Genomic DNA, 22,750 nt, shown 5'->3' with positions numbered 1-22,750 from the left:
AGCACGGATCGTTTTGAGTATGGTTTATTTTTAGATAGGAATAGCGGCGGGTTATGGAACAGTTAGCTTTTTTTGATATCCCGAGTCCTTGTGTCGGTGTGTGTGTTACCGATGCGCGCGGTTACTGTAATGGTTGCCTGCGAAGCCGTGACGAAAGATTCAATTGGTTAACGTTTTCAGATGCGCAAAAGTATGATGTCATTCGCCTGTGTACTCAACGTAAACGTCGTCGCCAGTTAGCGATGATGAAAGCAAGGCAAGCACAAATAGAGCAAGAAAGAGCAGCGTTAAACCCACAGTTGAATTTTGAGCCTGAGCCTGAAGCCGATCTCGATTTTGGTGGCTTCGAGCTAGACTGATATTTTAAATAAGCCTGTTAAATAAGCCTGTTAAATAAGCATGTTAAATAAGTCAGTTAAATAGGCTTGTTTCACTCACTTGTTCTACTCGCTTGTAGAATTAGCGCGTTGATGAATTACAGATGCGCAGTCGTTTAATCCCAATCCCTATTACAGCTTGCGCTTCTTCGGCCAAATTAAATTAAATCGGGTATGTTGCGCATCGCTGGTGACGCCCACATTCCCTTGATGCCGCTGCATAATCCGTTTAATGATCGCCAGTCCCAAACCGTGTCCCTTATTGCCATTTTGCACCGATTGGCTGCGATAAAATGGCTCGAACACTTTCGGTAAATCCACTGCGGGGATAGGTTCGCCGTCGTTAGTCACACTTAAATTGATCCTGTGCTGGTTCTGCTTAACCTCAATGATGATTTCAGTGCGGGCAAAGCGTTGTGCATTGGTCAGTAAATTCTGTAGTGCCCGTTCGATTAATGCGGGTTCTCCGAATAAGGGCAGTTTTTCGACTTCGGCCTTGAGCGTTATAGGCGTTGGACTTAAGGTTTCTAGGCGCTTAATACTTTGATTGATGAGATTAATTAAATCGTACTCATCCAACTGTATACCTTCTCGCTGTGACTCTAAGCTGGCGTAGGTCAGCAGTTCTTGAAGTAAGTCTTCCATTTCTTTGATGTCGAGCTGCATTTCATCGAGAAAGTCTTGTCGCTTCTGTTCGTCCGAATCTGGCTGACAATACATAGGCATAAGTGCAAGAGCAAATTTGAGCCTCGCCAGTGGCGTGCGGATCTCATGGGATACCGCATTAGAGAGGTGTTTCTGGTTCTCAATCAAGGCGCTGATATGTCGCGCCATTTCGTTAAACGTATTGGCTAAGGGCTTAACTTGGGAGCGATTTGACAGGGTAATCCGTGTGTCCCATTTGGCTTCGCCAAATTCTTTGGTGGCCTTACGCAGTATGCTCAAATCCCGTGAAAGCGGGCCGACCCAAATTAGCGCAACGAGGGCGAGCGATAAATAAAAGAACAGGGTGAACAGGCTGCGAAGGTTGGCTCTGGGATCTATGTCCAGCGGCCCCGCCATTAAGACTTGATCGTCTACTCGAATAAATTGCAGCAGGCTATCATCATTGGCCGTGGTGGTGAACACCTTGCTTGTGCTTAACGCTTGATTATCTGCCAGTGCGACTTGATCTGCATTGAGTAATTGCAGTGGCATCACAGGGTTCGCTGGGATCGCCTCCAGATACCGTTGGCGGGCATCGGGAGGTAATTCCGCTAATAATTGCGCCAATGCCACTAACGGCGCATCGAGGGCATTATTGTCATCAACATTCTTCTGCCACAGGCTGTCGAGTGTCCAGCCAATCCCAAGCACGCTGAGACTGAGTAGCAGATATAAACTGATAAAGAGACGTTTCACTGTATTTGTGCTTAGTTATTCCAAGCTTCAGGAGCAAAGAGATAACCTTGTCCCCAAACGGTTTTAATTCTGAAAGGTGTCTCAATATTATCGTTGAGTTTTTTACGTAATCTAGAGATCCGCACGTCAATTTTTCGATCTTTACCATCGAAATCAATATTGAGTAACAACTGATAAATATACTGACGGCTGAGCACTTGGCCCGCTTGCGAGGCCAGTAACCACAGCAATTCGAATTCATGGCTGGTGAGATCGATTTCAGTTTCATTAAGACGAATCGCATGGGTATGCGGGTCGATACTCAATTTACCGAAGGTTAGACAATGTGATTCTGCCTGTGGTGGCTGATTCTGACGGCGAAGTAAGTTGTTGATCCGCGCAACTAACAGAGCAGGATCGACGGGCTTGACCACGTAGTCATCGGCACCGAGTTCTAGTCCTTTGATTTGATCTTCACTTGAGCCAAGTGCACTCATCAATAGGATTGGACCTGCGAAATAATCGGGCAGTTTCTCACACAGAGTGAGACCATCCATGCCGGGCAGCATAATGTCTAACAGTATGATATCTGGCTTGTAATTGATTAATCGTGTTAGCACTGTATCGCCACGGCGTTCAACTTCAACATGCATACCATGGGATTTTAGGTAATCTACAATCAAGTTTGCTAGGCGAACGTCGTCTTCAACCAATAATACTCTGTGGTTCGATTGTGGGCTTGTCATTAAAATAAACTCCAAGGGTTGCGGTAACGTCTGCGAACCTGAGGTTGTGATGCAGAAGTGATTTTAAGTTTGGCACCAGCCAAAGTTTGGTTACTGTCTTTACTCACCATGACAAATTGAATATCCGTCATAGTGTGGATTTTCATGCTTAACGTATGGGTTGAAACTGAATCACTGCACCATTTGGGATAGGCGGCGTTGTCGGACAAGATACAGATAAGCTCATCTTTAGCGAGTTCCCACTGTAGTTCTATATAGACGTCACAGGCCTCAGTTTCTGAACTTGTGATGCAAATTTCGGGTGTGAGTTTGAGTGCCGAGTCACGAGTTTTGGCTTGTGCTGAACTTTGGCCCATTAAGCCGAGGCTTAGACCTATAAAGCAAAGCAAGCTTAACTGAGGCAGTGTCACTAACGTTAGAACCTATAGGCTGCGCCGATAAAGTAGGTGCTGCTATAGTCTTGGTCTAACAAGGGACTGGCGGCAATCTCATCGGCAATTAGAGTGTAACGAACTGCCAACAGTAGATCCCAATTGTCAGTTAATATGTAACGGGCCGTCATTTCCGCACCTTTATCCCAACCTGATTTTGCTTGATATTGTTCACTCCAATAGGCGTTTTCACTGGGTCTAACGCTGTAATAATAATCCACTACGGCTTGGCTCTTCCAATCAAACACCAGTGCGAATTCAAAAATGAAACGATCGTAATCCCAACCATAGGTCCATTTTATTTGTGCTTCTGAACCTTGATGAACATTAAACATATCATGGGTGTACGCCAATCTAATAATACCGAGCCGCGTATAGATGAATGCTTCGGCACCGCCAAGTAAGGTGAAGTTCCGAGTCTCTAAGGAATTAAACTCAGGCTCGGGCTCAGTCGATAAATACATACTATTTATGGCTTTGGCTTCAACTTGAGTGCCACGATTCAAAAAGATATTTGATGGGTCCCATTGATAGAAGTAGGCTCTATCTAAGCTATAACTTGTTACTAAGTTAATTGTAAAGCTTTCTTGCTCGGCTAAGGTATAACCTAAATTACCATTGTCGAAGAACCAGTGTTCGCCGTAATAGGCCACTGTTGGAATAAAGAACAATGGAATATCGTCAAAATCCCTAAGTGGATTGCTTTTTTGTCCCCAGCCTATGGCGATGCCGAGATCCCAGTTGTTCATCTCAATACATTGATTTTCTGGTGCACAGGCTTCTTTCGCCATTCCGATTGCAGGCAAAATACTTAAACTTGTAATAAGGACAAAAAGAATGCGATACATGATTTAACGATTAAGGGCTGAGGTTAACAATACAGGAAAACAGATTAGCATTTTATGCTCAATTCAACAGTGGTTTCATTCACGGAGATGCAAAATGATACAGCTATCAATTAAATAATAAATTTATGAATTGCACAATATGTTGATAGTCATGCTAAAAGCTTATCTTGGCAGCTTTCGTACGGTTAATTGTGGATGTTAAGTTTTGTGTTTTATAAGTTTCGAGTGTAACTGAAATGATGTTAATTATGAGGTAATAGCTGTGTTGCTTGGAAACAATAATGCCATTCGCAAGTGTGAATGGCACAGACTGAAGCCGAATAACCTACTTTGCGGTAATAACACAGAGATTAGAATGAAGATTAATTGACCTCAGTAACTGACTTGTAGCCCATTTCTGTCAATTGATCGTTTACACAATCAAGCACATATTGTTTTAGCTCAGCATTTTCGACTTGATCTTCAGAGGCCATCTGCTGGCACACTTCTTTCAACTGAGCGAGATCGGCAGCTGGTGCAGGCGGTAAAGAGGAGTCGTCAGCAAAGGAAGTGAAACTTACTAATGCCAATAGAGTAAAAACAGCTGATAACTTATTCATTTTATTTCCTTTAGTTATGTATTGTTAACCACAGATTAAGAAGCATTCTCTTAATACCACTGTGCCAACATTAGCAATTTATCACTGCTATTCTGTTTTAGATATAAATAATTTTTACCTTTCTTGATTAAGGTTTTTTACCTTGTTTTCCCTTGATTCGCTTCAAGTAAATGGGCTGGCTGAGTGTACTTTATTTGCTCTAGTTTGATTCATTCTTAGCAGCCTTTTGGCTGCTTTAGATAGGTTCACAACCCTCCCTCTGAACTCATGTGTGCTAAGTTGGCTCTTCTAAACTTGTGTTTGAAATTAATTGATGAAACCTGCACATAAACTTATGTGCTTAACTTATGTGCTTAACTTATGTGCTTAACTTATGTGCTTAATTGTGCGTACAGTAGAACTTGGATTTCTTTCAAAAGTGCCGCTTACATCACTTTAACGGCTTATTTGCGATAAAGTGCATTATTATCACTGTTTATGGTCGATTTTTAATGAAGGTTTAATCGCCGCTGTTAACTGAATTATGCGGTAGTTATAAGAAGTCATATAAAATGAGATATGACGCATGTTGTAGGCCGTTTTTTTCTAGAATATTGAATTAAAAAGAATTAATTTTTATGTGTTTTTTAGTTTAAATTTTATTATACGGTTTATTATTTTAACTTTATGTTTTTATTGTTTATTTTTATGTTTTCGTTTGTTTTTGATGATTACATTGCTAAGATTATAGCTATCCTCTAGAATGCGCCGCTCTCGCAGGTGCGCGTGCATAAGATTAATGGCAAATGCTATTGATTTTTATTGAATTATTGATTTTTCTCTAGGGGAACTCTGTGTCTACAAAACTGGCTAATCCAGCGCCATTAGGTTTAATGGGCTTTGGTATGACAACAATTTTGTTAAACATTCATAATGCGGGATATTTCCCTATTGATTCTATGATCTTAGCCATGGGGATTTTTTACGGCGGCATTGGTCAAGTGATTGTGGGGATTATGTGTTTCATGCGCGGCGATACTTTCGGTACGACGGCATTTACCTCATACGGTTTGTTTTGGTTAACGCTAGTGGGCCTCATTTTAATGCCTAATGCTGGCATTGCGGCGAGTCCAACGTATTTTATGGGCTGGTATTTAACGCTTTGGGGCATATTCACGGCATTTATGTTTGTGGGTTCTTTGCGTTATCCAAGAGCCAAACAGTTTGTGTTTGCTTCTTTAACTATCTTATTTTTTCTGCTGGCGGCGCGTGATTTTACGGGTAGCGCCTTGATTGGCACTATTGCGGGCTTTGAAGGGATACTTTGCGGTGCGAGTGCGATTTATTTTGCGATGGCGCAGGTGCTTAATAATGAGTATGGCCGTACGATTTTACCGGTTGGTGAATTGAAAAAGTAACGATTCAGCAATGCAGAGTTGTAAAAAAGGCTGATGAAGATCAGCCTTTTTTATGGGTGTTTTTAGCTGTATTACATTTTAGTTTTAATATAGGCCACAGCTGTTTCATCTAAGCTACGGAGAGAAACATAACTCGTGCCTGCTTTGTGGGTGATCAAGAAGCCTTTTTCAGTTTCTTTAATCCGGTAAATGTCGGTCCATAAAATTTGGCTGGTCACAGACATAGATTGAGTATGAATCCCTTGCTCATCAATAGTGAGTGTGACCTCATTGCTGGCCGCTTTACTCATCATCTGACGCATCAACCACCATGCTTTGTGATACTTCACATTTAGCGCTTCGATAACACCTAACCCAACAAAAAAGTAAGCTAAATAAAGGCTAATATCGGTGAAAATAAGCGCGATACCTATCAGGGTTAATCCAATGGCTTTGTAGTAAGGTTTGAGCGTGGGATCTGGTACCACTGATTGCGTATAGCATTCATCGAAATGGGCTTTATCTAAAATATACGTTGTGGAATATGAATAGGGCGTTGGCATCATGTCATCTAATTGAGGTGGCACTTAATGCGGGTTAGTGTAGCGATTACAGTGATGAAAGTAACTAACCTTGCTATTGCAAGCATGAATGAGCACTTTGGTGTTTTCAAATTCGACGTTCAAACCCGCTCGTTAATACAGGTCAAGATATGAGTTGGACAGAAATACGGCAACGGCTATATTAGTCTTGCCGTAAGCATTACTCGATTTTCGTGATTTGACACAAGGAGTGCAAAACATCATGGCCTTAGTCCCCAAAGATTTTGTAAATTACAAATCAACGCCGGTTTTCAACCATGACAACGTCCCTAAAATGTTGCTGCACATGCACAATACTAAGGCTGGCGTGTATGGGCAGATCCAAGTGTTAACGGGCAGCTTAAAGTTTTATGGCTATACGGGTAGCAGGGGCGAATTAGATAAAGAAGTTATTATTCGCGCAGGTGAAACCGCCATATCACATCCTGAATATTGGCATAAAGTGGAGCTACTGACTGAAGATACTCAGTTTAGACTCCACTTTTATGCCCATAAGGATTCGGCCATAGTGGCGCAGCAACAATCCGAGCGAAGCGAATAGTGTCTAGCACCTAGCACCTAACACTCAGTCCAATTCGCGCGGTTAGCAGCTGCTGGCAACTTCTCGCTAATAACCGATTTACGCTAATAGCAAATGGCACTAATAGCGATTTCGTTCCTTTGGAATATCAGTTAAATACTCCACAAATTCCACTTCAAAGCCATGGGCATCGAAGAAGTAAATATTGCGTCGATAGGGATCTTCCATGCCATCTTTGGCAATAGGAAAACCTGCTTGGGTCAGTCTTGCTATCACAGCATCTAAGTTGTCGGTCACAAAGGCAAAATGCGCCAGTCCAATTTGATGACCAGCCAAATCGCGGTTTTCACCTTCACCATTGTCACTAAAAGCAATGTATTGATAATCATCGCCAAAATGAATCCAATTACGCGGTTTGCCGTACCAAGTGCCTTTATCACCACCGCGAACACGCCAATGGGGGAAAGCCGCTTGATAAAAGCGCAGTGCTGCGGGGATGTCGTCTACCACTAAATTGATATGCTCTAAATGAATCATAATGCGTTCCTTGTAATGATTTTAGTCTGTTGCTGGTGGTTAAAATCTCAAGCCGCTTACATACCGTAACAGTATTCCTGCTGTTTTGGGTACGCTTGATTGGCATGTTGTTCACGAATAGGGGCTAATGCTTGGGCGTATTGATGCAGCATATATAAGCTGTATTGCACTCTTTCCCTAAGCGCGATATCGCGGGCACTCTCAGGGATTGCATTGAGTACATGGCTGACATTGCGGATGATTAAGTGATCGGGTATGGGCACTAATTTATTGTTTTTAAGGGCATTCATCTTTACTTCAACGATAGGATAGGTACCGCTAATACCGTCCGATATTGAGACTAATAAGGCGGGTTTATGGGCGGTTTCTTCACGAGTACACATCAACAAAAAGTTCTTCAGTAATGGTGATGCCATGCCGCCCCATTCCGGGGTGATCAGCACTAGCGCATCGGCTTCATCGACTCTGTGCTCTATTTCGGGCCAGTGTTCACCTTTGTTGTCTTCTTCTCCGTCCCAAAAGGGCAGATTAAACAGGCATAGTTCTAAGTGATGTATCGTGTCGTAACCCATGTTGTGGGGAGATGAGAAACTGCTTTCCGCGATATAACGACCGACTTTAGCACTTTGTGAATCGGGTCTTTGGCTGGTGCTGATGATGAGTAACTTCATTAAGTAAACCTATTTGTTTATAAATTATTTGTAAGGTAATTGCTTTACTTAATCTTGTAAAGGATAAAGTAAATAAAAAAGTTTATTTAATCTGTTAAAGCTGCGGAGATTGGGAGATAATACTTCGGCTGAAATCGGGGAGACTCAATGAAAACTACTGATAAGATTATTCAATTACTCAAGTTGCATGGCCCGCTTACCGCAAAAACCTTAGCGGAGGAATTGGCGTTAACAACTATGGGGGTGCGTCAACATCTGCAAGCTTTGGAAGATATGGGTGATGTGGATATTGAGGATCGAGTTGAAGGTCGTGGTCGCCCAACACGTTACTGGGGATTGACTGAACAAAGCCGTACTCACTTTGCCGATCGCCATGAGGAATTGACGGTACAACTGATTGACTCGGTAAAAATGATCTTTGGCGACCAAGGCTTGGATAAGCTTATCGGTCACAGGGAGCAAAGTGCGTTAGTCCAATATCGTGCGGCAATGGAAGGTGCTACTGATATTCCGACACGTTTGGCCATACTTGCGAAATTACGCTCGAACGAAGGTTATATGGCGACCATGGAACACATCGATGGCGTGTATTTTTTACTCGAAAATCATTGTCCAATCTGCGCCGCAGCGACTAAATGTTTAAACTTTTGCCGCTCAGAGTTGCAACTTTTCCAGCAGTTATTCGCTGATATTGCCGTGGTGAGCCGCGAAGAACATATCATCGAAGGTGCTCGCCGCTGTGCATATAAGATTGAGGCAATTAAAGTTGCGACGATAGCCTAGTAGTGTACTTAAGTTGCTCGTTTGAGGCGTTTTATCTGTGGGATAAAACGTTACTGAACGCTAACACTATATATTAAGCATTCGTTCTGGGCTTAAACCTCGGAGCTTAGGGCTTATCAGGTTCGTGATAGGCCAATAAGGTTTCGAAACGAGGATGCCCTTTAAGTTGTGAGAAATCAGCTTCATCCAACGCTAGCTCTTTGAAGGATGCGCTGTTATGGATAGCGCGTTCCAAATCAGAAATTGCTCTATCTTCAACACCTAAACACGCAAAAGCGCAGGCTCTTTGATAAAAAGCATGGGCGTTAGTCGGGTCAACCTCTAAAACACGATTACATAGGCTTTGTGCCCAATTAAATTCGCGCATTTCCATTGCTGCATCGGCCTTGTAGGTCAGCGCTTCCAAGTCTCCAGGTCGAATCGTGAGGATTTCATCGTAGACTTCAATTTTTTGTTCGGGTGTCTGGGCACTTTGGGCGCGTAGCCACAGATTATGAATTTCATTAATCACTTCTATTTCACGATTATTATCTGTGATAGTACGACTCTTATGTTTGAGTTCTTGCTCGAGTAATTTGAACTTTTCTTCGTATTGTTCGGCAATACTCTGTAGCTGATTCGCGGCCAGTTTGGCGGTATGTGTCTTGATTTCCCGTAGGGATTGCCAGCCGATAAAGGCGACTAAAGAGGCGACGCCGGCGATCATATAAAAGAAGTAAGTGACAGTGACATTGGCGTAATTCATCGACTTGTCGGCAACGGCCAGTTCGCGATCTGTGATATCTATGGTGAGGCGCCGCTCAAGATCCTGTTGATCGTATCTGAGAGATTTGAGTTCATCGAAGACGTAGCGCTCTATCAGCGGTTTATCATGGATGGCGAAAGGTTGAGGCGCTTCAGGGGGATTTTCTGCATCGCTCGCTTGAGTGAAGAATGAGCTCGCGAGTATCACTAAAAACAAGGCTAAAAATAGCAGGTTCGAACGTATCATAACGGGACTTGCAGATAAGTTTTTGATGCGGTAACCACTCACAATAAGATGAATTGAACGCCTAGCTTAACAAATTTTGCCTAGTTTGATCTAATTTTGCTCTAAATAAGCTCTGTGATGCTTACAGTATTAGCTCGCTATGACCTGAACTCGCATCCTGCTAGAATGGCTATCCCATTCATATTTCGTCATTTGTGGTGTTATGCAGTCTAAGCGCGGCCGACTCGATCGTTATCTTTGTACCCAGTTACACACTCACCGTAAAGCGGTGCGTGAATTGTTACTCTTGGGCCGAGTTCGTGTCGATGGATTGATAGTGAAGGACATGGATAGGCAAGTGGATGAGTTTTCTCACATCCAACTCGATGGGCAAATATTACAGGCCAACACGCCAGTTTACTTGATGTTGCATAAGCCGATTGGCGTGGTGAGCGCGACTAAAGATACTCAGCATAAAACTGTGATTGATTTGCTCGATTGCGAAGCCCGTGATGAGTTACATATCGCGGGTAGGCTAGATTTAAATTCTTCGGGTTTGTTATTACTGACCAATGACAGCCGCTGGTCTGATGCACTAATGTCACCGACGCATAAGGTCGATAAAGTGTATCGTGTCACCTTAGCTAATCCATTAACTGAAGAATATATAGCCGCATTTGCCGAAGGCATGTATTTCAGCTTTGAAGAAGTAATGACTCAGCCCGCTAAATTGGTGATCATTGCTGACCATGTTGCTGAAGTGACTTTAAAGGAAGGTAAGTACCATCAAATTAAGCGGATGTTTGGCCGCTTTCGAAACCCAGTTGTTGGTCTACATAGATTATCAATAGGTGATATTGTGTTGGATGAAGCTCTGGCGTCGGGCGAAAGTCGTGTGCTGACTGCCGCAGAAGTGGCTTGCATCCGCTGTAAACCGGTAGCTTAGAGACATATAGCAATTCAATTTATCAGCCATTATTCTGCGTATTCTAAATATAAAAATGGACTTGAGAGTCAAGTGTCCCAAGCCCGTGACATGGGATTAGAGATCGGCGTGGGGGCCGAATACTTCATAGTGCATGTTTTCAGCTGAGACACCCAGAACGAGTAATTGTTGCTTGATGGCTGACATGAATCCAATAGGCCCGCAGAAATAGTAACGTGCATGGGGAAGCAGTTGGTCTGCGACTTTGCTTAATTCCATTTGTCCTTCAAAATCATAATCTGTACCTACCACATCGGTTGAACTCGGCTTGCGATACCAAACATGGCTCTTCAGATTATGATGTTGCTGGCGCTTGGTGTGAATAGCCTGTTTGAAACCATGTACATCACCTTGCTCACAGGCATGTAGCCAAGTAATAGCACTTGGATGTTGCAACTTGATCAATTGATTCAACATGCTTTTCATCGGTGTTTGACCCACTCCTGCCGAAATGAGCACTACGGGGATGTCCGCCCCAACTTCTAAGATAAAATTTCCCGCCGGCGGCATAACTGCAATTTTGTCACCGATATGCATGGTATCGTGTAGCAGATTAGACACTTGGCCACCTAATTCACGTTTCACACTGATGCGGTAGCTGTTGCCATTCGGTGCATCGGATAGGGAATATTGGCGGATTTCTTCATATGCTAAATTGGGATGTTTTAGCTTCAAACTTAAGTACTGACCGGGAATGAAATCTTTAACTGGTTTACCATCTTCGGGTGTCAATATGAAGGAGGTAATGACTGTGGACTCAGTCTTTTTCGCGCTAATGATAAACTGACGCTCACCCAACCAACCGCCATCTTGTTCTGCATGTGCCTGATAAATTTGAGCTTCTCGTTGAATAAAGATATCTGCTAAAAATCCATAGGCCTGCGCCCAAGCTTCTAATACTTCTTCTGTTACTGCATCACCGCCTAACTCTTTAAGGGTGGCTAATAAGTGGCTGCCGACGATCGCATATTGCTCAGGCTTGATCAGAAATCCTGTATGTTTTTGGGCAATGCGCTCGACAGTCGAACTTAGCACCGCTAAGTTTTCAATATTTTTAGCATAAGCCGCGACGGCGTTGAACAGGGCAACAGGCTGGCCACCAGAATGCTGGTGTGCCAAGTTAAATACATCTTTTAGTTCAGGATTATGTTTGAACATACGTTCATAAAAATGGGCCGTCAGCGCAGGGCCTGCGGATTCGAGTAAGGGGATAGTGCTCTTGATAACTTGGATTGTACGGCTGTCCAACATAGAAAATCCTTAACGTGCAAATATTATGAATGTTAAATAAGTTTAAAGATCTATTTGATTTGGATCAATAGTGATTATCGCAATTCGTGCTACCGATAAGTGTGATTAAGGTCATTTGAAGTGCTTTATCAAAGCGGGTATGAGATCGGGGAATGATAAATAAATTTATTATTTCAATACATTACAGATGGTTTAAGGGAGGTTAACTGCAACAGCAAAGCTTATTGCAGTCATAGTGTGGTTTTTTGACTTATAGTTTAAATGCACTCACTTGATTGCGCATACTGTTGGCGAGTTTAGTTAAATTAACCACAGATTCACTTAATTCAGCCGCCGATGCGGTGGAATGTTCTGCAATATCGCTGATGGCAATAATACTGCGATTAATGCTTTCGGCAACGCTACTTTGTTCTTCGGCAGCGGTCGCAATATGAGTATTAAGTTCTGTGATGCTATCTACTGAGGAGACGATTTCTTTCAGTGCTTGGCCTGCTTGATTGGCTTTATCATTAGCATCATCTACTTGATTTATACCTATTTCCATAGCGTTAACAGCTTCTTTAACGCCTTGTTGTAGTGTGGCAATCATGGCCTCAATTTCTTGGGTAGACTTTTGGGTGCGCTGCGCAAGGGTCCGCACTTCATCGGCAACGACTGCAAAGCCGCGGCCTTGTTCCCCCGCGCGGGCCGCTTCAATGGCGGCATTTAATGCCAATAGATTGGTTTGCTCAGCAATGCTTTTTATCACATCGAGTACACGGCCGATATTTTGGCTCTCATTAGACAGAAATCCAATGACTTGTGCCGTTTTTTGAATTTGATCAGATAATTGCGACATACTGTTAATCGATTGCATCACAATATTATTGCCATTGGCTGCATAGGTGTCGGCATCTTTGGCTGAATCTGCTGCCGCAGATGCGCTTTGGGCGACTTCTGCAACCGTTGCCGTCATCTCATTCATGGCCGTTGCAGTTTGCTCCGTTTCAGCTTGCTGCTGTTGCATACGTTTATTGGTTGCCTGCGTGAAGCTACTTAACTCATTTGCTGAACTATTAACGGTATTTGCCGCTTCGGCAATCGAATGAAGAATGCCCCGCAAGTGTTCAATAACTTGGGTGAGGCTAGTGGATATTTGTCCTAGCTCATCGTGATTAAAAGTAGTGAATTTGACGGTAAGATCTGAGTCTTGATGGATCAGCTTCAGTTTACTGAGAATGTCATTAATAGGATTCATCACGCTGCGATTGACCCAGAGCCCAATCACAATACTGATAATCATGGCGGCACAGGCTAATGCTACAAAAATAGTGATTGAAGATTGGTAAATGGCATTCACACGATCTTTTTCTTCGCCTGCCACGCGAATTTGCAGTGCAATCAGTTCAGATATTTGGTTACTGATGGGGTCTATTACTTGGTAAAGCGGCAGGATATTGGCCGATAATTGGCTTGATACATCGCCATTTAATCCTCTTAAGCGTGAGACCAGAGTGTCAATCTGTTGATTCGCGGGTGAGAACAGCACTTCGGCTTGTTTTACGAGTCGGAATTCTTCTGAGGTAAGTTCAGTGGCTAAGTATTTTTGCCAATGCTGGGTAATGGTAGATTTGGCACTGTCTAGCGCTTCAACTGCTTGAGAGGCGGTGAAACCACCCGCGTTCGCCTTATTGACCGCATCGATAACATCGACCGCGTATTTATCAGCAATCACTTTTAAATCGTCTAGTGGCACAACTCTATCGCCATAGATACGTTCAACACCCGATTCAATTTTACCCATCATATTAATGGCGAGAAAGCCAATCGTCATTAGCATTACAAGGGGAACCAGAATGCCGATAAACATTTTTTGTTTTATTTGTAAACCGTTCATATGGATAGCCTCAGTGAACTAAAGAGTCCTTTAGGCAGAACTCTATCTATCCCTATGATGAGTCTGTAACAATAGGTATAGCAAATCTGAGGAAAGAGGGGAGAGTTACAGAAAATTTATTTTGCTTCAGATACAAAAAAGCCTCGCTTGGCGAGGTTTAAATGTTGGTACAGATGAGAGGACTTGAACCTCCACGCCCTTGCGAGCACCAGCACCTGAAGCTGGCGTGTCTACCAATTCCACCACATCTGCATGGCTATTCGATATTTCATCGAATTGACAATCTTAACACTGTGAATCTTAACTTTTGAACTGCAATTTGGTACAGGTGAGAGGACTTGAACCTCCACGCCCTTGCGAGCACCAGCACCTGAAGCTGGCGTGTCTACCAATTCCACCACACCTGCACTGTACCTATCGCAGTTCTCTAACATAAGTCGCTATCGCAACCCATTTAAAGATGGTGCCCGAACCCGGAATCGAACCAGGGACACGAGGATTTTCAATCCTCTGCTCTACCGACTGAGCTATTCGGGCGACGGGCGCAATTTAAAGGCTTTTCGGGTTTTGAGTCAATAGATTTTTACTAAATAACGGAAAAAGTGACTCAGTTGGATAAGATTTACACGAAAGTGTCATTTGTGTTGGTATTGAGGATATAAAAATAGCCAAACCACTATCCACACTGAGAACTTAGCGTTATCTATTTATGGCTTATCTAGGGTCACCAAGCAAAAAAATGCCCCTATTAAAGGGGCATTCTCGGTTAGTTTGATAAGATTTCATTGTTTGGGAAGTTAGCTTGCATTACCATGAGCACGTTTTGCTTCAGCTTGCTCTGACCTAATTCGTCATAAGCTTCTATCATTATCTCTAATGCCCGTTCATTTGAAGGGGTGCCAGGGTATGTTTCCATTACAGATTGTGCTCGGATTGCTGCGGCGCTCCATGCATTCATCTTGAGATAATACTCGGCAACTTGAATTGAATATTTTGCTAAGCGATTCTTCAACGCTAACATGCGTTTTTGCGCATCGGCGGCATATTTGCTGTTAGGGTAGGTTTTGATAAGACGATCAAAATCTTTGAAAGCATCTTGAGCATTTTTAGGGTCACGATCGGTTCGGTCGATATTAAGCATGTCGTGGAACATGTAATTGTCGGCTTGCATGTTCACTAAACCGCGCATATAGAACACATAGTCTACATCTGGATGAGTTGGATTAAGACGGATAAATCTGTCTATGTTCGCAATACCAGAAGCGACATCGTCCATTTTATAGTAAGCATATATCAGGTCTAACTGGACTTGAGTTTTGTGAGGTCCGAAGGGGAAGCGTGAGTCTAACGCTTCCAAAGAACGGACAGCTTTAGAGTAATTGCCAAGCTCCATAGAGGTTCTTGCCTGAGTATAAAGTACATCAGGTGACGTTTTGGCGGCAATATCGTTATCATCAGGGCTGCTGCTACAGGCTGATAACGCTAGTGAAAATAGGACTAAGGTAACGCCTTTGGAAAATTTATACATACTTGAATTCAATTCTTTTTAAGTTGTAGTTAAGAATTTTTCCATTTCACTATAAAATAGAAAACATCCGATTGTAACAGATAGCACACATTTTTTGACCCCTAAATGGGGATACGGTTCCTATGACACAAGAGATTAATCTAAAAAGCGAGATTTCGGCAACACAAACTGGACTGAGATTAGATCAGGCCCTAGCAGAGTTGTTCCCAGATTACTCGCGCACGCGCATCAAGGAATGGATCCTATCTGATGCAGTTTATGTTGACGGCGTTGTCGTTAATAAGCCCCGAGAGAAAGTTTATGAGCTGCAACAGATACTCATAGATGCCACTCTTGAAGAAGAAGTTCACGCAGCGGCACAGGCCATTGATCTGGATATCGTCTATGAAGATGACGACATTATTGTGATCAACAAGCAAGCGGGACTCGTGGTTCACCCTGGTGCTGGCAATGCCGATGGCACTTTGATGAATGCACTGTTGCACCATTGTCCCGATATTGAGCATGTACCACGTGCTGGTATTGTGCACCGTCTGGACAAGGATACTACAGGTTTAATGGTTGTAGCCAAAACCGTTGAAGCGCAAACCCATTTAGTTGCCGCCTTGCAGGCCCGTGAAATCACTCGTGAATACGAAGCGATTGTGATGGGGACTATGACAGGTGGCGGTACTGTTGATGAGCCGATTGGTCGTCATCCAACGAAACGTACTCATATGGCGGTGCATCACTCAGGTAAACCTGCTGTGACGCATTATCGTGTGGCGGAAAAATTCCGTAACCACACTCGTCTAAGATTGCGCCTTGAATCGGGTCGTACTCACCAAATTCGTGTGCACATGGAATACATAGGCCACGTATTAGTGGGCGATCCTGTGTATGGTGGTCGTCCAAAACCGCCGAAATGGGCCAGCCCAGAGTTTTTTGATATTCTGAAAAACTTCAAGCGCCAAGCGCTGCACGCTGTGCGTCTTGAATTAGCGCACCCTGTGAGTTGTGAAATCATGAGCTGGCACGCGCCAATTCCTGAAGACATGGTGATTTTGACTAAAGCACTGCGTCAAGACACGGTCGAGCATCCGATCGAGTATTTGTAAGTGTTTAATCACGATTGGCCTGTTCCTGCTAATGTCGGTATCGCTATGACAAATCGTCATGGCGGTGTGAGCGTGCATCCCTATGATAGTTTGAATCTTGGACTGCACGTCGGTGATGCGCCTGAGTTGGTGATGGCTAATCGTGAATTACTCTGCAAACAATTAGCGTTAACCGCTGAGCCTGTCTGGCTCGAGCAAGTGCATGGTACTCATGTGCTTAATTTAGATGCGCTGAGCTTAGCTCCTGCTGTGGATACACCGATTGCCGATGCCTGTTACAGCCGAACCGCGAGCCTAGTTTGCGCTATAATGACTGCCGATTGTTTACCTGTGTTGTTGTGTAATCAAGCGGGAACCGAAGTGGCTGCAGCCCATGCCGGTTGGCGTGGTTTATGTGATGGCGTGATTGAGGCCACCGCGGCGCAGTTTAGTTCACCTATGGATGAGTTGATTGCCTACCTCGGCCCGGCTATTGGTCCACAAAAATTTGAAGTCGGTGTTGAAGTACAGCAAGCCTTTTGTACTTTACATCCGCAGTCTGCAGTGTGTTTTATTCCAAGTGGTAACAAGTATCTTGCCGATATTATTGGCTTGGCTAAATTACGCTTGAGTTTACTCGGTATAAACCATATTTATAGCGCAGATATCTGCACAGTCAGCGACACGGATTACTTCTCTTATCGTCGCGATAAGGTGACGGGACGCATGGCTTCATTGATCTGGCTTAAGTCTTAAGCTAATTCCCCTACAGTTTGTATTTATTTGCGCGTTATTCGCTTGAATTTGGCTAAATAGCCCCCATCTTTTAACTAACGAAATGTAATACCAATCCTATTTAGATCTCTCCATTAGCGGTACTGATTTTAAAGCCACTAAATTGGCAAGATGTCCTGTGGATTGGCATATCTCTACTATATGAGTGTTAGGAGGCTGTATGCGACTCGATCGTATGACCAATAAATTTCAGCTTGCCATCTCTGATGCCCAGTCACTCGCACTTGGGCGTGATCATCAGTTTATTGAACCGCTGCATTTGATGATGGCATTGTTGAACCAAGATTCAGGTTCAATCCATCCCTTATTGACCCAAGCTGGCATTCGAGTGAGTGCGCTGCGATCGCTCTTGAGTCAAGAGCTGGAACGCTTACCTCAAGTCGAAGGTACGGGCGGCGATGTACAATTATCCCAAGGTTTAATCCGTTTATTAAATCTGTGCGATAAATTGGCGCAAAAGCGTAAAGACAAATATATCTCTAGTGAATTATTTGTATTAGCTGCGTTAGAAGGTGTCGATGCTCTTGCGCAAGCGTTGAAAAAAGCCGGCGCGACCAAAGAGTTGATGGAGCAAACCATTGAACAAATGCGTGGCGGCCAAAAAGTGGATGATCCGAACGCTGAAGATCAACGCCAAGCGTTGAAGAAGTTTACTATCGATCTCACCGAGCGAGCTGAACAAGGCAAGTTAGATCCTGTGATCGGCCGTGACGATGAAATTCGCCGCACGATCCAAGTATTACAACGTCGCAGTAAAAACAACCCCGTCCTTATCGGTGAACCGGGTGTGGGTAAAACGGCGATTGTTGAAGGACTTGCCCAGCGTATCGTTAATGGTGAAGTCCCCGAGGGCATTAAAAATAAGCGTGTCTTATCCCTCGATATGGGCTCATTGATTGCGGGCGCTAAATATCGCGGTGAGTTCGAAGAACGTTTAAAAGCGGTATTGAATGAGTTAGCGCAGGAAGAAGGTCAAGTGATCCTCTTCATCGACGAACTGCATACTATGGTCGGCGCCGGTAAAGGTGAAGGCGCAATGGATGCGGGTAACATGCTCAAACCTGCGTTAGCGCGTGGTGACTTGCACTGTGTGGGCGCGACCACACTTGATGAGTATCGTCAGTATATTGAAAAAGATGCGGCGCTTGAACGTCGTTTCCAAAAAGTGCTGGTGGATGAACCAAGCGTTGAAGATACCATCGCCATTTTGCGTGGACTGAAAGAACGTTACGAGCTGCATCACCATGTGGAAATTACCGATCCGGCGATAGTGGCGGCAGCGACCATGTCGCACCGTTATGTGTCGGATCGTAAGTTGCCCGATAAAGCGATCGATTTGATCGACGAAGCGGCATCAAGCATCCGTATGCAGATGGATTCAAAACCTGAGTCACTCGACAGGCTTGAACGTCGTGCTATCCAGCTCAAACTGGAGGAGCAGGCGTTAGCCAAAGAAAATGATGAGGCGAGTCGTCGCAGGCTTGATCATTTGCAAGAGGAATTACGTGACGTTGAAGCGAAAGCTTCAGAGTTGAACGAAATCTGGCGTACTGAAAAAGCCGCATTAGCGGGCACTCAGCACATAAAAGCCGATCTCGAACAGGCTCGAATGGACTTAGAAGTGGCGCGTCGTGCGGGTGATTTAACTCGGATGTCTGAGCTGCAATACGGTCGTATTCCTGAGCTTGAAAAACAGCTCGATTTGGCATCGCAAGCCGAAATGCAGGACATGACGTTATTGCGTAACAAGGTTACTGAGTTCGAAATCGCCGAAGTATTGTCGAAAGCGACGGGAATACCCGTATCGAAAATGCTTGAAGGCGAGCGCGAAAAATTACTGCAAATGGAAGTGGCGCTGCATGAACGAGTGATCGGCCAAAACGAAGCCGTCGATGCGGTTGCGAATGCGATTCGTCGTAGCCGCGCGGGTCTGGCGGATCCAAATCGCCCGATTGGCTCGTTCCTGTTCTTAGGCCCAACGGGTGTAGGTAAAACTGAGCTGTGTAAATCACTGGCGAGGTTCTTATTTGATACCGAATCGGCTTTAGTGCGCATTGATATGTCTGAGTTTATGGAGAAACACTCAGTATCGCGTTTAGTGGGGGCGCCTCCTGGATACGTAGGTTATGAAGAGGGCGGTTACTTAACGGAAGCCGTTCGTCGCAAACCTTATTCAGTGATATTGCTCGACGAAGTCGAGAAAGCGCATCCCGATGTGTTTAACATCTTACTGCAAGTGCTTGATGATGGACGCTTAACCGATGGTCAAGGTCGTACTGTAGATTTTAGAAATACAGTGATTATCATGACCTCGAACTTAGGCTCCGACATTATCCAAGAAGGATTTGGTCAAGTGACCTATGCAGAGATGAAAGCGGCGGTAATGAATGTGGTCACTCACAGTTTCAGACCCGAGTTTTTAAACCGTATCGATGAATCTGTGGTGTTCCATCCATTGGATGCTGCCAATATCAAGCGTATTGCTTCGATACAGATTGCTTCCTTACGCCAACGTTTGGCTGAAAAGGACTATACATTGGAGATCACCGACGACGCATTATCACTGATTGCGGAAATTGGTTTCGATCCTGTGTATGGTGCAAGACCGTTGAAACGGGCATTGCAGCAAGAAGTCGAAAACCCGCTGGCGCAGAAATTACTGCGTGGTGACTTGTTACCGGGTAAACCGATCAAGGTCAGTTGTGCGGGTGGCGAGTTAGTGTTCGAGCAATAACCTGTGACCAGTAGCTAGTCATTTAGTGTGTTGTTTGAATGCGATACGTTAATCGCAAGCTTGAAGTTGGATATGTTGAAATAGGCGAACTGAAATAAGCGTTCTTGAATGAACGAGCTTGAAATAAACTATCTTGCAATAAGAGATAGCGCTGTTTTAGTCAGTATCGCTCCCGCTTCAAGCACTAAAACGAAAGGAGCCGAGTTTTTAACTCGGCTCCTTTTTTATTGCATCAGCGTTAATCGTTGTTCATTAATGTAGTGGCATAGTAAATTTGGCTACTTCTTATCACAGAAGAGTTTGATTCTTTCCTGCTGCTGGGCAATCGAGGCTTGGCGATCTTCTTCAGTCATAGCGACAGATTCACCCGAATCGGAAGTTTGGCGGATAAGCTTAGTGTGCGTTGTGAGTATTTCTAAATTGTGTTTTGCACTCTCACAAATGGAGTTAGCCTGTTTGGCGTCTTTTTCTTTAATCAGCGCCGCTGACTTTTCTAATTCATTGGCTTTAGAAGTTGGCTCAACTTTCTTTACCGGTGCGATAAAACCCACTTTCGCCTGCTCTAAATCTTCACTGTAGAGCTTTTCTGCTTTGATGTTTTCTTGTTGCGGGGCTTGTTGGCTGTAATGCGTCACCCCATTTTCGTCGACCCAAGTATAGATAACGCCCGCAGAAACGGGGCTAATGAAAAGGCCGAGCCAGAGCCATCGATACAGTATTATTCTGAACATGTTCACTTTTAACATCGAAATTATCCCTAACTGGTCTCTCATCGACATGATAATAAAATATGTTATCTTGAAAGCTAACTTCTCTTCACTGAACTAGCGTAATAAGTGTATGCAAAATTCTTCAAATCAAACAGTAAAGAATAAAGGTATCTATTTACTGCCTAATCTTTTTACGACAGCAGGATTGTTTTCTGGCTTTTATGCTGTGATTGCTTCCATGAATGCTAACTTTGAAGCTGCTGCAATAGCCATTTTTATAGCCATGATCTGTGATGGTCTCGATGGTCGAGTGGCAAGACTGACTAATACCCAAAGTGATTTTGGTGCCGAATACGACAGTATGGCGGATATGGTGTCCTTCGGAATGGCGCCAGCACTACTCGCCTACAATTGGGCATTAGCCGACTTAGGTAAAATTGGTTGGTTGGCGGCATTTATTTATTGTGCAGGTGCGGCACTCAGGCTCGCTCGATTTAATACGCAAGTTGGCGTTGCCGATAAGCGTTATTTTCAAGGTCTCGCTAGTCCGGCCGCTGCAGCTGTTATTGCTGGCAGCATTTGGCTTGGTAATCAATACAGTCTCGATGGAAAAAATATCAGTTGGATTGCAGCCCTTGTGACTGCGGCAACTGGTTTATTGATGGTCAGTAATTTTCGCTATCACTCTTTTAAAGAAATTGACTGGCGTGGCAAGGTTAACTTTATCGTGATCTTACTGGTCGTCGGTGTATTTGTGGTGGTGTCAGTTCAACCTGCATTGATCTTATGTGTCGGCTTCTACTTATATGCGATTTCAGGCCCGATCATTACTATCAGAACGGTAAGGAAACTCAAAGTCGCGCATATTGTCGGTGATGATACGGTGACGAATGTCGAGATCAATCACTCAACCCAAGCTGCAGCACAAACACAAAGCGCTACAAGTATCGAAAAAGAGAAACAAGAAGAGTATAAATCTTAGGGCTCGTGCTTTTGATCAGTGCTTATCATTAGCTAGGTGCAAACAAGAGTAAGACATCACACTGGGCATAACGCTTTTAGAGGTTTGCTGATAGATATTACGAAAAATAGCTATCAACTTCTGTTTATGCCCATTCAATCTATTAAAACTCCAGCAATAGGCTATTCCTTCTGCCAAACTTATCAACCCAAACAGCGATATTGCTCAGTATTGCAGTATATTTCTGCAGTTTGGTGGTTATTTATTCGCTTGGCGCAGATTGTTAAAAAAGCCCTTGCACAAAAAGTTTCACTGCCTATAATGCGCATCCACTGACACGGCAGACAGCGTTAAGCAGCCTGGTGTGACAGTTCATTGATGAGTTTACTGATTGATGAGTGTTGAGAAAGTTTGTAAAAACTCCTTGACGCGAAACGGGAAATGCGTAGAATGCGCAGCCCTAGCCAACTGGAAACGTTCGACGCTCAGTGTGGTACTCACCTTCTCTTATGAGGTTGAGTTGCTCTTTAACAAGATAAAACAAGAAATCTGTGTGGACACTCACAGGTGTTGAGTTAATCGAAACTGCTTAGCCTTCGGGTTGGCAGTCAAAAATTTAAATCAATGTTTTCAAGTCATTCTCCTTAATGGGAAGCATGATTGAGTGTTCATAGTAATATGTACATACAGTAATGTATGAATTGAAACGCGATGCTTATTAGTGAGCAAAGCGAATCAAAACAGTAGAATTCATTGAGCCGCTGAAGTCGCAAGACAGAAGCAACAAAACTTTAATTGAAGAGTTTGATCATGGCTCAGATTGAACGCTGGCGGCAGGCCTAACACATGCAAGTCGAGCGGCAGCGCAAGGGAGTTTACTCCTGAGGCGGCGAGCGGCGGACGGGTGAGTAATGCCTAGGGATCTGCCCAGTCGAGGGGGATAACAGTTGGAAACGACTGCTAATACCGCATACGCCCTACGGGGGAAAGGAGG

Annotated in this window: 22 protein-coding genes, 3 tRNA genes and 1 rRNA gene; 10 read left to right on the top strand and 16 right to left on the bottom strand. The window is 43.9% G+C overall.

Annotated features, from left to right (window positions below; translation table 11 throughout):
- Nucleotides 1-53 precede the first annotated feature (53 nt).
- A complete protein-coding gene (locus L5M51_RS08875; protein ID WP_219250279.1) occupies nt 54-359 on the top strand; it encodes a DUF1289 domain-containing protein in 306 nt (101 codons plus the stop codon).
- 150 nt (nt 360-509) lie between these two features.
- On the opposite strand, the gene L5M51_RS08870 is transcribed toward L5M51_RS08875, so the two are convergent.
- The 5 genes from L5M51_RS08870 to L5M51_RS08850 form a co-directional block, all read right to left on the bottom strand.
- Entirely contained in the window at nt 510-1,778 is a 1,269-nt protein-coding gene (locus L5M51_RS08870; protein ID WP_263172383.1) for an ATP-binding protein, read from the bottom strand.
- 11 nt (nt 1,779-1,789) lie between these two features.
- Entirely contained in the window at nt 1,790-2,503 is a 714-nt protein-coding gene (locus tag L5M51_RS08865; RefSeq protein ID WP_006080570.1) for a response regulator, read from the bottom strand.
- Entirely contained in the window at nt 2,503-2,913 is a 411-nt protein-coding gene (locus tag L5M51_RS08860) for a DUF3019 domain-containing protein (protein ID WP_028759258.1), read from the bottom strand. The genes L5M51_RS08865 and L5M51_RS08860 overlap by 1 nt, the downstream gene beginning before the upstream one ends.
- A gap of 5 nt (nt 2,914-2,918) precedes the next feature.
- Complete coding sequence (locus L5M51_RS08855) at nt 2,919-3,782, bottom strand: MipA/OmpV family protein (protein ID WP_317629602.1); 864 nt, start codon at nt 3,780-3,782, stop codon at nt 2,919-2,921.
- 362 nt (nt 3,783-4,144) lie between these two features.
- Nucleotides 4,145-4,381, bottom strand: coding sequence for a hypothetical protein (locus L5M51_RS08850; RefSeq protein WP_028759260.1), 237 nt, complete (start codon nt 4,379-4,381; stop codon nt 4,145-4,147).
- An 833-nt stretch (nt 4,382-5,214) separates the two neighbouring features.
- On the opposite strand from L5M51_RS08850, the gene L5M51_RS08845 reads away from it, so the two are divergent.
- Nucleotides 5,215-5,778 carry an acetate uptake transporter gene (locus L5M51_RS08845; RefSeq protein WP_113939919.1) on the top strand — a complete coding sequence of 188 codons (564 nt, stop codon included), beginning with the start codon at nt 5,215-5,217 and terminating at the stop codon, nt 5,776-5,778.
- 71 nt (nt 5,779-5,849) lie between these two features.
- Here the strand turns inward: L5M51_RS08845 and L5M51_RS08840 are convergent, their stop codons facing one another.
- A complete protein-coding gene (locus L5M51_RS08840) occupies nt 5,850-6,320 on the bottom strand; it encodes a YcxB family protein (protein ID WP_263172572.1) in 471 nt (156 codons plus the stop codon).
- A 241-nt stretch (nt 6,321-6,561) separates the two neighbouring features.
- Between L5M51_RS08840 and L5M51_RS08835 the strand changes: the two genes are divergently transcribed.
- Entirely contained in the window at nt 6,562-6,900 is a 339-nt protein-coding gene (locus tag L5M51_RS08835; RefSeq protein ID WP_028759263.1) for a DUF1971 domain-containing protein, read from the top strand.
- Nucleotides 6,901-6,999: 99 nt separating this feature from the next.
- Here the strand turns inward: L5M51_RS08835 and L5M51_RS08830 are convergent, their stop codons facing one another.
- Nucleotides 7,000-7,416, bottom strand: coding sequence for a VOC family protein (locus tag L5M51_RS08830; RefSeq protein WP_105249974.1), 417 nt, complete (start codon nt 7,414-7,416; stop codon nt 7,000-7,002).
- Nucleotides 7,417-7,472: 56 nt separating this feature from the next.
- The gene (locus L5M51_RS08825) at nt 7,473-8,087 is read right to left on the bottom strand and encodes an NADPH-dependent FMN reductase (RefSeq protein WP_028759265.1); all 615 of its coding nucleotides are present in this window, start codon (nt 8,085-8,087) and stop codon (nt 7,473-7,475) included.
- A 147-nt stretch (nt 8,088-8,234) separates the two neighbouring features.
- Between L5M51_RS08825 and L5M51_RS08820 the strand changes: the two genes are divergently transcribed.
- Nucleotides 8,235-8,870, top strand: a complete 636-nt coding sequence (locus L5M51_RS08820; RefSeq protein ID WP_198573006.1) for a helix-turn-helix transcriptional regulator — start codon at nt 8,235-8,237, stop codon at nt 8,868-8,870.
- 106 nt (nt 8,871-8,976) lie between these two features.
- Here L5M51_RS08820 and L5M51_RS08815 read toward each other — a convergent pair whose 3' ends face one another.
- The gene (locus L5M51_RS08815) at nt 8,977-9,903 is read right to left on the bottom strand and encodes a TPR end-of-group domain-containing protein (RefSeq protein WP_028759267.1); all 927 of its coding nucleotides are present in this window, start codon (nt 9,901-9,903) and stop codon (nt 8,977-8,979) included.
- A gap of 160 nt (nt 9,904-10,063) precedes the next feature.
- Here L5M51_RS08815 and L5M51_RS08810 point away from each other — a divergent pair, with 160 nt between their 5' ends.
- Entirely contained in the window at nt 10,064-10,786 is a 723-nt protein-coding gene (locus L5M51_RS08810; RefSeq protein WP_263172380.1) for a pseudouridine synthase, read from the top strand.
- A gap of 96 nt (nt 10,787-10,882) precedes the next feature.
- Here the strand turns inward: L5M51_RS08810 and hmpA are convergent, their stop codons facing one another.
- The 6 genes from hmpA to L5M51_RS08780 all read right to left on the bottom strand — a co-directional run bounded on the left by hmpA (nt 10,883) and on the right by L5M51_RS08780 (nt 15,480).
- Nucleotides 10,883-12,076, bottom strand: a complete 1,194-nt coding sequence (hmpA, locus tag L5M51_RS08805; RefSeq protein ID WP_263172378.1) for an NO-inducible flavohemoprotein — start codon at nt 12,074-12,076, stop codon at nt 10,883-10,885.
- Between the two features lie 250 nt (nt 12,077-12,326).
- Entirely contained in the window at nt 12,327-13,952 is a 1,626-nt protein-coding gene (locus tag L5M51_RS08800; protein ID WP_263172376.1) for a methyl-accepting chemotaxis protein, read from the bottom strand.
- 165 nt (nt 13,953-14,117) lie between these two features.
- A tRNA-Leu gene (locus L5M51_RS08795) sits at nt 14,118-14,204 on the bottom strand.
- A 68-nt stretch (nt 14,205-14,272) separates the two neighbouring features.
- Nucleotides 14,273-14,359: transfer RNA gene (locus L5M51_RS08790), tRNA-Leu, on the bottom strand.
- Between the two features lie 54 nt (nt 14,360-14,413).
- Nucleotides 14,414-14,489, bottom strand: a tRNA-Phe gene (locus L5M51_RS08785).
- Between the two features lie 229 nt (nt 14,490-14,718).
- A complete protein-coding gene (locus L5M51_RS08780; protein WP_263172375.1) occupies nt 14,719-15,480 on the bottom strand; it encodes an outer membrane protein assembly factor BamD in 762 nt (253 codons plus the stop codon).
- 122 nt (nt 15,481-15,602) lie between these two features.
- On the opposite strand from L5M51_RS08780, the gene rluD reads away from it, so the two are divergent.
- The 3 genes from rluD to clpB all read left to right on the top strand — a co-directional run bounded on the left by rluD (nt 15,603) and on the right by clpB (nt 20,085).
- The gene (rluD, locus tag L5M51_RS08775) at nt 15,603-16,577 is read left to right on the top strand and encodes a 23S rRNA pseudouridine(1911/1915/1917) synthase RluD (RefSeq protein WP_105249966.1); all 975 of its coding nucleotides are present in this window, start codon (nt 15,603-15,605) and stop codon (nt 16,575-16,577) included.
- Nucleotides 16,578-17,312 carry a peptidoglycan editing factor PgeF gene (gene pgeF, locus L5M51_RS08770; RefSeq protein ID WP_263172374.1) on the top strand — a complete coding sequence of 245 codons (735 nt, stop codon included), beginning with the start codon at nt 16,578-16,580 and terminating at the stop codon, nt 17,310-17,312.
- A 199-nt stretch (nt 17,313-17,511) separates the two neighbouring features.
- Nucleotides 17,512-20,085: an ATP-dependent chaperone ClpB gene (gene clpB, locus L5M51_RS08765; RefSeq protein WP_173246329.1), complete on the top strand. Its 2,574-nt coding sequence runs from the start codon at nt 17,512-17,514 to the stop codon at nt 20,083-20,085.
- A gap of 278 nt (nt 20,086-20,363) precedes the next feature.
- Here the strand turns inward: clpB and L5M51_RS08760 are convergent, their stop codons facing one another.
- Complete coding sequence (locus L5M51_RS08760) at nt 20,364-20,831, bottom strand: DUF4124 domain-containing protein (protein ID WP_173496967.1); 468 nt, start codon at nt 20,829-20,831, stop codon at nt 20,364-20,366.
- A 94-nt stretch (nt 20,832-20,925) separates the two neighbouring features.
- Between L5M51_RS08760 and pssA the strand changes: the two genes are divergently transcribed.
- Both pssA and L5M51_RS08750 read left to right on the top strand, forming a co-directional pair.
- Nucleotides 20,926-21,777: a CDP-diacylglycerol--serine O-phosphatidyltransferase gene (gene pssA / locus L5M51_RS08755; protein WP_173496968.1), complete on the top strand. Its 852-nt coding sequence runs from the start codon at nt 20,926-20,928 to the stop codon at nt 21,775-21,777.
- A 771-nt stretch (nt 21,778-22,548) separates the two neighbouring features.
- Nucleotides 22,549-22,750 (top strand): 16S ribosomal RNA (locus L5M51_RS08750); the annotation flags it as partial.

Source organism: Shewanella sp. SM73 (genome assembly GCF_025653795.1).
In the GTDB taxonomy this organism is placed as follows: Bacteria; Pseudomonadota; Gammaproteobacteria; order Enterobacterales; family Shewanellaceae; genus Shewanella; species Shewanella oncorhynchi.
The sequence above is the reverse complement of the archived record's forward strand: the minus strand, read 5'-3'. Positions and strand labels throughout refer to the sequence as shown.